This is a genomic window from Flavobacterium sp. B167r, from assembly GCF_056824315.1.
On the sequence record NZ_CP124859.1, the window covers coordinates 3,060,270 to 3,072,800 of the forward strand.

Sequence of the window (12,531 nt, forward strand, 5' to 3'; positions counted from 1 at the left end):
AAGATGACGGCAATCATGTGAGAAATTGATACTCATCACATTTGAAGAATTAGTTTTTTATTCTGCTTAGTTTTTCTAAATTAATTATATGTATTGTACTGGAAGTCTTTTCTATTAATCCTTCTTCTTTAAAATCACTTAGCGTCCGGCTTACAGTTTCAGGTGAAGTTCCTGAAAAAGCTGCAAGATCGTCTCTGGAGAATTTGATACTGGTGCCATCAGCGCTGTGCTGATGCAGTAAGTGTACAATGCCCTGCGCGATTCTTTTTCGCACTGACATATAGGCAATCTGCAGCAATCGTTCTTCTTTTTCTCTTACATCATTTGCGAGAATTTTAATGAATTTGGCACCCACATCCGGATATAGAAAAAGGAGTTTATCAAGCTGTTCTGTCGGCAGGAAGCTCAATAACGTATCTTCCAGCGCAATAGTAGTGTCATTGTAGGTATCAGTGGAAAAGAGTATATTAATATCCAGATAATCATTTTCCCTGTAAACTCCCGTAATTAGTTCGCGGCCTTCCTGGGTAAGCTTTACAGTTTTGACTTTCCCGCTTATGATATAGTAGATCCCTAGTACATGATCCCCTTCATAATGAATGTACTGATTTTTTTTATACTGCCGGGCACTGCGGTCCAGCATGATTTCTTTTAGCTTTAACAGTCCGTCTTCTTTCGAAATAGCTGCATTTAGATTTTCGGCGCTCTGTCCATAAAAAAGCTGCTGCAGTTCCTTTTTTTTCAATCTGGCTTCTACGGCCCGCAAGAGTTCCAAATCATCAAATGGCTTGGTAAGGTAATCATCTACTCCCAGTTCCATGCCTTGCCGGATATCCGCCCTTTCCGCTTTGGCAGTTAAAAATATGATAGGAGTTGCCTGTGTTTCAGCATGTTTATGAAGAATATGCAATACGCCATAACCGTCAAGTTCAGGCATCATAATATCACATAATACAAGATCAGGTACTATTTTAAGTGCTGTTTCAACTCCTTTTTTTCCATTAGCCTCGGCAAAAACCTCGTATCCTGATAGTTCAAGTATTTCAGCAACATTTTCTCTAATATTGTCATTGTCTTCAATAATAAGTATTTTAGTCATAACGGGGAAGTTCAATAGTAAATAAGGTTCCTTTATCAACGGCACTTTTAAATGAAATGGTACCGTGCATTAATGATACGTAACGTGAAACGATATGGAGCCCCAGACCAGTCCCGGGAATATTTCCTGTATTATGGGCTCTAAAGAAAGCTTCAAACAAATGTTTGTGATCTTCCTCGGGTATTCCAATGCCGTTATCTTTTACGTTAATCTTTACTGTGTTCTTGTTTATAGAAGTCCATAGTTCGATTTGGGTGTCCTCCCCAGAGTATTTTATTGCATTGGAAACCAGATTAATGATGCAGTTTTTAAGCAGGTTTTTGTCCAGTTTTACCAAAACAGCTTCAGCATTTGGTTTGTTGATTATCTTTTGTTTCTTTTTTGTTAGAAGTTTTAGATCTCCTACAATTTCCTTTATAAATCCCTGGAGATCAAAATTTGAAATCTGCAGTGTTATTTTATTGGATTCTGTTTTTTCAAGGAGCAGAAAATCATCGAGAATTGTCGTCAGGTTTGCAATAGCACTTTTTATTTTGCATATATGGGTTTCAATTTTCGGGTTATCTATATTTTCGGCATAACGCTGAAGAAGTGACGTGGAGAGCTGAATGGTGCTAAGAGGTGTCCTGAATTCGTGGGAAGCCATTGATAAGAGACGGCTTTTGATTTTATTTAGCTCCTTTTCTTTTTCCAGGGTGCTGCTGACTTCTTCTTTTGTCAGGGTCAGGGCATCAATTGTTTCATTTAAAGTCTGCGTACGGTCTTTCACAAGTTCTTCTAAATGCTGCGTATACTGCATCAGCCGGTTTTCTGCTTCTTTCTGGTGGCTCATATCGTGAATGAAACCTGCAAAGATTCTTTCTCCTTCAAAATTGACTTCGCTCACCCCGAGCCGAAAAGGAAATATATTCCCGTCTTTTTTCCTTCCCAGGACATCTCTGTCATGTCCAATGATATGCGGAATTGCTGTTGATTTATAATTTTCTATATAGGAGTCATGCTTTTCTCTATCTGGAGAAGGCATGAGAATTGATATGTTATTGCCAATGATTTCCTCGGGAGTATATAAAAAAAGGCGGCATGCAGAAGGATTTATAGATTCTACAATCCCCTTTTCGCTGATCGTGATTATTCCATCGATTGCATTTTCAATAATTGCATTTAAAAGCGCCTGGTTTTTCATTTCACAATCGATTTATCAGATCAAATTTCGACAAAAGTTTTTGAAAATCAACACTTTGCATGGTTTAATTTTTGATATGGGCCAACGGGGCAGATAAATACTGAATATTATTCTGGTTAATAGCCGGTTCTTGAATAAATATCCAATTTCATCAAAGGAAATTAATAATCAATTTTTCTAATAATATTTAATTATCTCTTTTCAACAGTATATAAACTGCTTCCCATTGAGGAATATTCTGTGCTGCAATTTTTAAAATAGCCATCATAGGGATGAACAATATCATCCCGGCGACATCCCAAATAATGCCCCCGGCAATAATTGCAGCCAATGTAGCCCATGTACTTAAGTTTAGCTGTTTGCCTACTATTTTTGGAAAAATTACATTGGCTTCTAAATATTGCACTACAGTAAAAACAAGTATAACACCTACACTATACCATATTGAATCTTTTGTGATATAAGCAATAGTAATCGGTAATAATGAACTTATGATAATTCCTACGTACGGAATAATGGTCATAATTGCTGTAAGCATGCCGAAAAGTATGGCATTTTGGATGCCTAGCGCAAATAAACCAATGGAATTTAAAACGCCAACCATAATATAAACCAATATCATTCCTTTAATAAATCTGGCATAAGTAAAGATTACTTCCTCCAAAACTGCTCTGATTTTTATTTCGTTGTTTTTGCCTAGCACTATAATCATAAAATGGACAAAAGAAGCGCGATGATAAAGAAATAATACGGAATAGACGGGAGCGAGAAAGAACATAAACAAAACACTAGATGCAGCAGAAAATAGGCTGTCAGCTATAGATGTAACCTTATTGCTGCTGTTTAATATTGAGTTATGAATCCATTCATCCTGCATTTTTATGGTTACGTTTACATTTTGCTCCAGCCATCTTTGAGTTTGTATAAAAGAGATCTTTAGCTTTTGAGCAATTTTAGGCAATTCATCGCTAAACATCTGTAACTGCCAGTTTAATAAGAAAACCAATAAAAAAAGCAGAATAAAAATGATACTCAAACATACTGTTATTGCAGCATATCTCGGCATACCATAGTTTTCAAGCCATAAACAAACCGGATATAAAACAAAGGCTATCAGTAAGCCAAATAACATCGGCACAAATAATATAGCACCAAACCGAAGCAGCAGGCTTCCTGCTAATAGGAAAAGTGTCCATTTTAATAAGGAATTTGCAGTTTGATTATACATGGCCTGAAGTTTTATCAGTATAGATTAACGAATAGGTAAGCCAAAAGTAAATTTTATTTGAAAAAAAAGTAATGATTATTATCACGATAATTAATGATTACAATCATCTTAGTATAATGGTTTTTGAATTAGCTTTGGTTAGATGTTTTTTGTCGTTTGGGTCTGTTGAAAAAGCTTTTTTATCGCCAGACTCGCAACAAATTCAGGACCGCTGCCCGTAATTACGAAATAATTCTATTCATCTTAATGCATTGATCTCTTTAGTTACTATTTAATGACATGGAGAGTAAAAAATCCTGGGATATTATGACATTGGCAGCAATTGTAATTTTAAATTAAAATTTTATGAACTGGCACAATTTGGAGATAGCAAAAATTTATGAACTTCTGAATACAGGACCTCAGGGATTAAAATTGAAGGCAGCCGAAGAAAGATTGCTTCAGACAGGTCGTAATATACTACAGGAATTAAAAAAAAAATCGCTCATTAGCATTTTCATAGCGCAGTTCAAGGATACTATGATTTTGATACTGTCTGTCGCCGCTATTGTATCAGGAATTATAGGTGATTTTACAGATACAATAACAATTATCATCATTATTATTATAAATGCAGGACTTGGTTTTGCACAGGAATATAGAGCCGGAAAAGCTATACAAACCCTCAAGAAAATGGCTGTTCATCAAGTAGCAGCAATAAGGGAAGGCAGCAGAATTTGGGTATCTGAAGATAAACTGGTGCCAGGCGATTTAGTGGTACTGGAATCAGGCAGCGCAGTGCCTGCTGATTTGAGGATCATTGAATGTGTAAATTTAAAAGTTGATGAAGCAGCACTGACAGGCGAATCGGAAGCAGTCGAAAAAGATACCGAAGTTCCGGAACAGTGTGTATTATCTGTAGATGAAATACGGAACATGGTTTTCAAAGGAACTTTTGTTATTAATGGCAGTTGTACAGCTGTGGTAGTAGCTACCGGCATGACAACCGAACTGGGGCGTATAGCTGAAATGATACAGGAAGATGAGGAACTAACGCCATTACAGCAGCGAATGTCATCATTTGCTAAAAGGCTGTCGATTATAATATTTTTTATCTGCATCTTATTTTTTTTAAGAGGGTGGCTTCAGGGAGTAGATATTGTCATAATGTTACTCACCAGTATATCCCTGGCTGTAGCAGCCATACCAGAAGCTCTTCCAGCGGTAATTACAATTTCCCTTGCAGTGGCAGCCAAGAGCATGATCCGGCTTAATTGTTTGATAAAAAAATTGCCTGCAGTTGAAACTTTAGGCTCGGTAACTTATATCTGTACCGATAAAACCGGTACGCTCACCAGAAACAAAATGGACGTCGAAGAAATTTTTACTGGTGGTCATTTATATAGTAAAGAAGAAATTCAGGCTGCAGGAAACGGCGAAACCATCCATCTTTTATTTCAGGCTTTTGCCCTCAATAATAATGCAGCTGTAGAAGGAAATACAATAAAAGGTGACAGTACAGAAGCAGCTTTACTGGAGATGCTTAACGAAAAAAGAATTGTTATCGATAAATGGCCCCGTATTGGTGAGATTGCTTTCGATTCAAAGCGAAAACTAATGACCACTTTTCATCAGTATAATGATATGATCATATCTTTTACCAAAGGAGCTCCTGAGGTTTTAATCGATTTATGTAAAAATCGTGATGTAGCGGCTTTACATTCTCAAGTAGTTAACATGGGGAAAAAAGGATATAGAGTTTTGGGTTTCGCATTTCGTTATTGGGACAGCTTGCCGGATAAGCTTATAACAGATCTTCATGAATTAGACTTACAGTTTTTAGGGTTGGCAGGAATGATCGACCCTCCAAGAGAGGAAGTGCCTTTTGCTTTGGCACAATGTAAAACAGCAGGTATTGTAACTGTTATGATTACAGGAGACCATCCTTTGACAGCAGAAAATTTGGCACGACGCATCGGTATTATCGAAGGAGAGAAGGATATTATAATAACCGGGCAGGAACTTGCTGCACTGGATAAGGATGCTTTTGCTGCACAAGTAGAACACATTAAAGTCTATGCACGGGTATCCCCTGAGCAAAAATTACTGATCGTAAAAACGCTTCAATCCAAAGGACATTATGTTGCAATGACAGGCGATGGAGTGAATGATGCGCCATCTCTTAATAAAGCAAATATTGGGATAGCAATGGGAATTACAGGAACAGATGTTTCCAAAGCAGCCGCACATATGATACTTCTTGATGATAATTTCTCTACCATTGTTACAGTTATCAGGGAAGGCAGGAGAATTTATGATAATATCCTAAAATTGATTAAATACCTTATGACCACTAATTCAGGCGAGCTGTTGATTTTATTGTTAGGACCCGTTGTAGGTCTTCCAATAGCCTTATTGCCCATTCACATCTTATGGATCAATCTGGTGTCTGACGGATTGCCGGCATTATCTTTGTCGTACGAAAAAGAAGAGAAGAATATTATGAAACGCCCTCCGAGAGCTCCGCATGAAAGTGTTTTTGCAAATGGCGGCGGAGTGCACATGCTTTGGGTAGGATTGCTTATGGCCTGTATAGTACTGGCTGCGCAGGCATGGGGAATACGAAAAGGAATGCCATGGCAAACCATAGTTTTTCATGTGTTGAGTCTTAGTCAGATGGGACATTTACTTGCGGTACGCTCTCACCATTATTTTTTATATTCTGGTTTGTTTTCAAATTCAAGGCTTATTGCATCGGTCCTGGTCATATTATTGCTGCAAATAGTAATTACATATAATCCGGTACTTCAGCGCATTTTTCATCTTGAAGCTTTAACATTTGCTGAGTTTGTTTTTGTCGGGGTCACATCATCTTTTGTGTTTATAGCTGTAGAAATTGAAAAAGCAATATTTCAGGACAATATTTCAAGGAAGACGTAATTTCCTTTTTAACCTAATGGATAAAAAGATACCAGATTAAATTTCAAACGGCTTTATTTAGTTTTTTGCGTTGTATTATCTTTGTTTTCTTTTTCCAGTTTTTTGAAATATCCCCTGAAAAGAAAATTATGTTTTAAGGCTTCCATGTTGAGATTAAAATTATAAGTCCCTTTTTCTATATTCTCAAGGCTTGCATTAATTTTTTGACTCAAAAGAGAATCTCTTAGTAAAACAGGAAGAGGGCCTTTTCCCTGCTGTAAATCTTCATTTAGCGAAGCTGCAGTAAGTTTAAGCTGAACAGATGTTTCATTCACAGCCTTGCTGGTCTGTTTTAAATTTTGGATTGTCGTCGCAAGATCGTCAGCAAAGGCTTTATTGGAAAGCAATAAGCCTGCTGCACCTTTACCTGAGTGTATGTCTTCTACTATTTTTTGCAGGGTTAAGGTCAATTTTTGGGTATTTTGTGTCGTCATGCGAATATTAAACATTGATTGCTGCAGGTTTTCTGATAATTCCCTTTTTTCCATAAGACTTAAGATTTCACTTTGCTCAATGCGAAGGCTCACGTTTTTGAGTGCCTTTGAAATAACCTGTATATTATCTGTACTGCGCAGAAGGCTTGTTAGAACCTGATCAATATCTGCAGTTTTCTCTACTATTAAATAGTCACCATCCTGCACCATTATCTCACTTGTTTCGGCAGGAGTGATGTTTAGCAGTTTATTTCCCATGAGCCCATCGGTTCCGATAGTAATTTTTGAGTTTATTGGAATTTGGTGTGCGATATCTTTCTTCATCACCATTGTAACCTCTATTGTTTTGGAATTTATTAGTTTAATAGATTTTATTGTCCCTGCATTAATTCCCGAAAACAAAACGTTATTGCCTTCCTGAAGACCGTTTATATTTGAGAACCTGGCTTTTAATTTGATATTGCTTCCTGTAAAGCTATTGCGGTTTCCAATATAAAATAAAGAAATTACAAGAAGTATAAATCCAAGGACAACAAAAGCTCCAAGCTTCAAATTGTTTGCACTGTCAGTATTCATGGCTATAGAAAAAATTGTTTGATATTGTAATCGTCTGAATTTTCGAAATCAGCATATGTGCCTTCTGAGTAGCACTTTCCATCTAAAAGCAGAACCACTCGGTCTGCTGTTTTTTTTACGCAATTCATATCATGAGAAATAATAATTGAAGTGGTATGATACTTTTTTCTCACCTCTAAGATAAGATCTTCGATTTCTCGTGCCGTAACAGGATCAAGTCCGGATGTAGGTTCATCGTATAATATTATTTTAGGCTTCAAAATCATAATTCTGGCCAGCGCAATACGTTTTAGCATTCCTCCTGACATCTCAGAGGGCATCATATCGATGGTATGAGAAAGTTTTACGTTTTCCAAGGCTTCGATTACAAGAGCATTAATCTGCTCCTGAGATAGTATACTCCCGCTTCTTCGCAGAGGAAATTCCAGATTTTCGCGAATGGTCATCGAATCATAAATAGCATTGCTTTGAAAAAGAAAACCAATTTTTGTACGCATAGCGTCCATTTTTTCAGATTCAAGCAGCGTTATATCTGTGGCGAAGACAAAAATGTGTCCCTTTTCAGGTTTTATCAGGCCAATGATACATTTAATTAATACTGATTTGCCACACCCTGATTTTCCTAATATCACAACGTTTTCTTCTTCAAAGACTTTGAGATTGAAATCGGTAAGAACCTTATTGCTTCCAAAATTCTTAAACAGGTTTTCAATAACAATCAGCGTTTTACGATTATCAGGCAACGTTTTAATATTTGTTAATGAATTTTCCATGTTTAGTTAAGCCCTAAAAATTCGGTTATCTGTACAGCCAACAGATCAATTATAAAAATAAAAACAGAAGCTAAAACTACAGCTGAGTTGGCGGCGTTTCCAACACCTCTTGTTCCTTTGACAGCACTATAGCCTTTGTAGGTTCCGATAATACCAATTACAAAACCAAAAAAGTAAGTTTTAATGTAGGATGGCAGGACGTCGCTCATTTCCAGTGAATTGAAAATTTCAGAAAAGAACAAGCGCAGACTCGTCACTCCCTGAATATTAACTCCAATGTATGCTCCAATAAGCGCAATCGCATCTGCCATTACAATTAATATAGGAAGCATTATGACACATGCCAAAACCCGTGTAGCGACTAGATATTTAAAAGGGTTAGTGCCGCTCACTTCCATAGCATCAATCTGTTCAGTAACTTTCATTGATCCTAGTTCTGCACCAATACTGCTGGCAATTTTTCCTGCAAATATGAGAGCGGCAACCACAGGACCGATTTCTCTAATAATGGCTATTCCAACCATTACTGGAAGCCGGGACTCAACTCCATATTCTACAAGTGAAGGACGCAGCTGCATGGTAAGTACAAGACCAATAATGAGGCTGGTTAACGATACAAGAGGGAAAGATTTGTAGCCAATAAGGTAACATTGCCGAAGTAATTCTTTAGTTTCGAAAGGCTTACTAAAACCGGTAAAAAAGCAGCGAATTGTAAATCGGGACAGATTGCCTGTATCTTCTAAAAGGTTCAAAATTGGTCTGGTAATTTTCATGTGACCTGAATTTTAATTGTAGTAAAGGAACTGTTTATTTAACATGAAAAAAATGATGAGAATCACTATTCCGGTTTTATCCAATTTTATAACCCTGTAAATTATGTGAATAACGGAATTTTTAAATGACCCGATTTAAATGAAAAACTATGAAAAAATGAGGTATAATGAAATGTGGCAAGAGCTGTATAATAGAAACGAATGCTGTATAAGGTGCTTTTGTCCTACTGGTGAATTGTAAGTTTATTATTTATTGGGGATTATTTATTTTTATTGTGGGATTCATCGTAATTTTTGATTTTACAGAATGTGAAATCAAACAGGCTGCTTCTGATTTTTGTAAAACTTTCTCTGTTTTTTCACGATCTTTTTCTTCTGTTATGGTAACTACAGGTTCGAGTATAATTTCACTTATCATGAATTTTCCCTCGATCTGTTCCAGCTTTCCTTTTGATTTGCAGCTGAAACTTGTAAAAAACAGTTGTGAATTTTCAGCGACTGCCAAAAAAGTTGTCATCAGACAACTGCTTACTGCGGCTGTAAATAAATGTTCAGGTGACCATATTCCTGGTATTCCCTTCGGAAATTCAGGAGGTGTTGCCACTTCAATGCAGTTTTCTTTTTGCTGATTTAATTCAGGGGAACACATAATCCCTTTGCGGGCAATATTCCATTTTACTTCAACAGTGTAAAAATGAGCTTCCATAATTTTTCTATTTTAGTTTTTAGCATTCTTTACTTTGAATAGGAGACAGGCAATTGTTGATTTTTTTCGATATCGGATTTGCTGTCCTAAATCATTATTAACAGTAAAAATATCCAATTGGCAGATCGTCTACTATGAGAACTATCACCTAAAAGAATGATTTTAAACACAAAAAATAGTAACTTTAAATTTTGGACAGACAATAGAATAGAAAAGAATGTTAATTTAAAAATGAGCTGCTTCTTGGCAAAAGCTGTATAATAATTAGTATTGTAACTTAACAATATATATTTCTTTAGCCCCAATGATGACAATAATCATTTTTAATTGAAACGCATTAAAGTAATTTTGTTTGGTTATGTTCGCTAAAGTTTGAATTGTAGAAAAAAAATGAAATTCTTCAAGGCGAATTACGAAAGTAACAACAGTTGTGGTCGTTACTTAATATTTTTAAAATACACTAAAAACAGTATTTTTCAGTCGGTGTTCCAGTAGTTCATTTACTTTTTAAATTGTTCTATATTAATTTTAAAATACTAAACCCTTAATAAATATATTATGAAAGCCTTCACTGAAATAATAAATAATGATAAACCAGTTTTAATTGATTTTTATGCTGCATGGTGCGGTCCCTGCCAAATGCTTGGCCCTGTATTGAAACAAGTGAAAGATAATCTGGGAGACCGTGTTTCCATTATTAAAATTGATGTAGATAAAAATCAGGAAATAGCAGCTTCTTATCAAATTAAAGGGGTTCCCACAATGATGCTGTTTCAAAATGGAAAGCAGCTTTGGCGTCAGTCGGGAGTATTGTCTAAAGATGAAATTATAAGGGTGATAGTCGAAAAAACTAACTGACCGCCATATTTTTTGCTTTAGCATTAATAGCAGATATATTGAGTTTCTTTTTTCTTTATAACGGCAAGAAAATTTTCAGTTTTCAAAGAATTAGTAACGCTGATGCGTTCTATGGAATATAAAGGAACTGAAGAGTCCTGTCTGCCATAAAAAATAAAAGCAGCAGTAAATCCATATTTTCTTAAAGAGTCTGCCGCTGTAAGATTCCATGCTCCATATGGATAGGCAAAACTGGTTACAGGTTTCTGGGTTATTTTTTCAAGCTCTTTCTTTGGTTTTACTATCTGCAGTAGCCAGTCTTCTTTTTTAAAGTCCGTGACCTTATGATGGTCCCAGGTATGGCATCCAATGATATGTCCCTTGTCTGAAAGGGATTTAATTTGGTTTTGATTCATGTAGTTTTTTTTCCCGATAGCAACTGTCATGATAAAAAACACCCCTTTAAAATTGTATTTGTCTAATATCCCGGCACCAATTTCATATTGTCCCTTAGTGCCGTCATCAAAGGTTATGACGATTGGATTTTTGGGTAAAGACCGCTGTAAATTCAAATAATCTTTAAGCTCATCGGGTGTGATACTGGTATATCCATTATCAGAAAGCGCTTTGATCTGCCAGGCAAAATTGTCTGGTGAAATACTATAGGCTTTTTGTTTAGGACCATCATTTTTTGAGATCTCTTTTATGTTATGATAGCACAAAACAGGTACTTGTTTTATTTTAGAAACAGTAGATTTTACAACCTTATTTGCACTATAGAATGTAACATTGCGGAAGTATCTTTTCTTTTCTAAATTCGTGGCATATCCTTGGAGCAGCAGAAGAAATAGACATAAAATGTATAATGGGTATTTAGGTGATAAAGCTTTCATAAGTTATTGATATTGAATGTAAATGGGTATAGGCGTCAATTTTAAAATTTCCTCAGGTGTATATAAACTCTGATTGAATCGGGTATCGTTTTTATAGAACAGCTTAAATCCCGTAAATTGAACAGGTTCGTTATAAATCGCCATGCGATAGGAGGAACGCTTTAACTCCTTGCTGCCAAACCCATCCATATTCATGACTATTTGCACTTCAGGGCAGATTTTTATATTTTGATAACCGGTAACCATCGGTTTGGTAAACCGGTGTATTACCAGTATTTTTGGAGGCAGCTGGTTTTCTCTTACAAGTTTTGCCAGAATATCAACAGCCTCATTAATATCAGCAGAAGAAAGCGTGCCTATTTTTGTTCCAGGAACTTCGCCTTTTTTCATTGCAAACTCCGGGTCAATTGCTAAATGGACATTTGACAGCCTTAAAAATTTATTTAATGTCTGGACTTCCTCCGCTACGCTGCTTTGGCCTATTTGGACATCTAGGAAAACGATTGCATCTATAGAATCTGCCCATGACAATATGGTGTCTATTTGGCTAAATGGCATTCTTAACCTGTATTTATTGTCTTTTCCAGGGCTGCCTTGAGCAGTGATAGCAATATAATGCAAGGCCGGAACAACCGGAGTTTGTGGATCAGCTGCAGACCACTGTGCTGCCTGACCCTGAAGTTTTTCCAGCATCTGATCTTTAGGAATTTCTCCCAAAATCCCCATTTGTTTTGAATAAAGATTCCCGTAAAAAGCAACTACTCTTTTATATGGTAAAATGGCTCCCTGTAAGGGATTCTGCATTTTATTATCGTATTTTCCGATAGTGCTGGCTGAATCTGATGTTGGTGCTTTTTTTTCATTTACAAGACTTTTCCTTGCGGGGAAATTTGTTTTTTCTGTATTAGTTTGTGTCGAAATACGAAGTATTTTTTGTGTTTCCGGCTTATTAAAACATCCTGATAAAGTAAAAATACATATCAATTTTACTAAAGTCTTGTACGAGAAAAAGGTATAGAAATTTTTCATGGGTCGGAAGTAATTTTTGATCAGCGCAAGAAAGAATTAATC

The 12,531-nt window shown here is 36.2% G+C and carries 11 protein-coding genes; 2 read left to right on the top strand and 9 right to left on the bottom strand.

The genetic code is table 11. The features are described from left to right. Positions 1-49 precede the first annotated feature (49 nt). The 3 genes from QLQ96_RS13735 to QLQ96_RS13745 form a co-directional block, all read right to left on the bottom strand. Complete coding sequence (locus tag QLQ96_RS13735) at positions 50-1,099, bottom strand: response regulator (RefSeq protein WP_482491181.1); 1,050 nt, start codon at positions 1,097-1,099, stop codon at positions 50-52. Beyond that, a complete protein-coding gene (locus QLQ96_RS13740) occupies positions 1,092-2,282 on the bottom strand; it encodes a PAS domain-containing sensor histidine kinase (protein ID WP_482491182.1) in 1,191 nt (396 codons plus the stop codon). Before QLQ96_RS13740 ends, QLQ96_RS13735 begins: the two co-directional genes overlap by 8 nt. 187 nt (positions 2,283-2,469) lie before the next feature. Continuing rightward, on the bottom strand, positions 2,470-3,510 hold the full coding sequence (locus QLQ96_RS13745) for an AI-2E family transporter (protein WP_482491183.1): 1,041 nt from the start codon (positions 3,508-3,510) through the stop codon (positions 2,470-2,472). Positions 3,511-3,855: 345 nt separating this feature from the next. On the opposite strand from QLQ96_RS13745, the gene QLQ96_RS13750 reads away from it, so the two are divergent. Beyond that, positions 3,856-6,429: a cation-translocating P-type ATPase gene (locus QLQ96_RS13750; protein ID WP_482491184.1), complete on the top strand. Its 2,574-nt coding sequence runs from the start codon at positions 3,856-3,858 to the stop codon at positions 6,427-6,429. Positions 6,430-6,482: 53 nt separating this feature from the next. Here the strand turns inward: QLQ96_RS13750 and QLQ96_RS13755 are convergent, their stop codons facing one another. From QLQ96_RS13755 to QLQ96_RS13770, 4 genes are all read right to left on the bottom strand, one after another. Then, positions 6,483-7,478, bottom strand: coding sequence for an MlaD family protein (locus QLQ96_RS13755; protein ID WP_482491185.1), 996 nt, complete (start codon positions 7,476-7,478; stop codon positions 6,483-6,485). Positions 7,479-7,480: 2 nt separating this feature from the next. Then, positions 7,481-8,251: an ABC transporter ATP-binding protein gene (locus QLQ96_RS13760; RefSeq protein WP_482491186.1), complete on the bottom strand. Its 771-nt coding sequence runs from the start codon at positions 8,249-8,251 to the stop codon at positions 7,481-7,483. Positions 8,252-8,253: 2 nt separating this feature from the next. Next, on the bottom strand, positions 8,254-9,024 hold the full coding sequence (locus tag QLQ96_RS13765; RefSeq protein ID WP_482491187.1) for an MlaE family ABC transporter permease: 771 nt from the start codon (positions 9,022-9,024) through the stop codon (positions 8,254-8,256). A gap of 250 nt (positions 9,025-9,274) precedes the next feature. Beyond that, positions 9,275-9,730, bottom strand: coding sequence for an OsmC family protein (locus QLQ96_RS13770; RefSeq protein WP_482491188.1), 456 nt, complete (start codon positions 9,728-9,730; stop codon positions 9,275-9,277). Between the two features lie 558 nt (positions 9,731-10,288). Between QLQ96_RS13770 and trxA the strand changes: the two genes are divergently transcribed. Beyond that, complete coding sequence (gene trxA / locus QLQ96_RS13775; RefSeq protein ID WP_482491189.1) at positions 10,289-10,588, top strand: thioredoxin; 300 nt, start codon at positions 10,289-10,291, stop codon at positions 10,586-10,588. A gap of 23 nt (positions 10,589-10,611) precedes the next feature. Here trxA and QLQ96_RS13780 read toward each other — a convergent pair whose 3' ends face one another. Both QLQ96_RS13780 and QLQ96_RS13785 read right to left on the bottom strand, forming a co-directional pair. Further along, on the bottom strand, positions 10,612-11,460 hold the full coding sequence (locus QLQ96_RS13780; protein ID WP_482491190.1) for a polysaccharide deacetylase family protein: 849 nt from the start codon (positions 11,458-11,460) through the stop codon (positions 10,612-10,614). Positions 11,461-11,463: 3 nt separating this feature from the next. After that, positions 11,464-12,489 carry a hypothetical protein gene (locus tag QLQ96_RS13785; protein ID WP_482491191.1) on the bottom strand — a complete coding sequence of 342 codons (1,026 nt, stop codon included), beginning with the start codon at positions 12,487-12,489 and terminating at the stop codon, positions 11,464-11,466. Positions 12,490-12,531 lie beyond the last annotated feature (42 nt).

What these genes read in the sequence shown, in the direction of transcription:
- QLQ96_RS13750 (WP_482491184.1), top strand. Translation starts at nt 3,856, where the DNA reads ATGAACTGGCACAATTTGGAGATAGCAAAAATTTATGAACTTCTGAAT.
- QLQ96_RS13770 (WP_482491188.1), bottom strand. Translation starts at nt 9,730, where the DNA reads ATGGAAGCTCATTTTTACACTGTTGAAGTAAAATGGAATATTGCCCGC.
- QLQ96_RS13735 (WP_482491181.1), bottom strand. Translation starts at nt 1,099, where the DNA reads ATGACTAAAATACTTATTATTGAAGACAATGACAATATTAGAGAAAAT.
- QLQ96_RS13780 (WP_482491190.1), bottom strand. Translation starts at nt 11,460, where the DNA reads ATGAAAGCTTTATCACCTAAATACCCATTATACATTTTATGTCTATTT.
- QLQ96_RS13740 (WP_482491182.1), bottom strand. Translation starts at nt 2,282, where the DNA reads ATGAAAAACCAGGCGCTTTTAAATGCAATTATTGAAAATGCAATCGAT.
- QLQ96_RS13755 (WP_482491185.1), bottom strand. Translation starts at nt 7,478, where the DNA reads ATGAATACTGACAGTGCAAACAATTTGAAGCTTGGAGCTTTTGTTGTC.
- QLQ96_RS13760 (WP_482491186.1), bottom strand. Translation starts at nt 8,251, where the DNA reads ATGGAAAATTCATTAACAAATATTAAAACGTTGCCTGATAATCGTAAA.
- QLQ96_RS13765 (WP_482491187.1), bottom strand. Translation starts at nt 9,024, where the DNA reads ATGAAAATTACCAGACCAATTTTGAACCTTTTAGAAGATACAGGCAAT.
- QLQ96_RS13785 (WP_482491191.1), bottom strand. Translation starts at nt 12,489, where the DNA reads ATGAAAAATTTCTATACCTTTTTCTCGTACAAGACTTTAGTAAAATTG.
- QLQ96_RS13745 (WP_482491183.1), bottom strand. Translation starts at nt 3,510, where the DNA reads ATGTATAATCAAACTGCAAATTCCTTATTAAAATGGACACTTTTCCTA.
- trxA (WP_482491189.1), top strand. Translation starts at nt 10,289, where the DNA reads ATGAAAGCCTTCACTGAAATAATAAATAATGATAAACCAGTTTTAATT.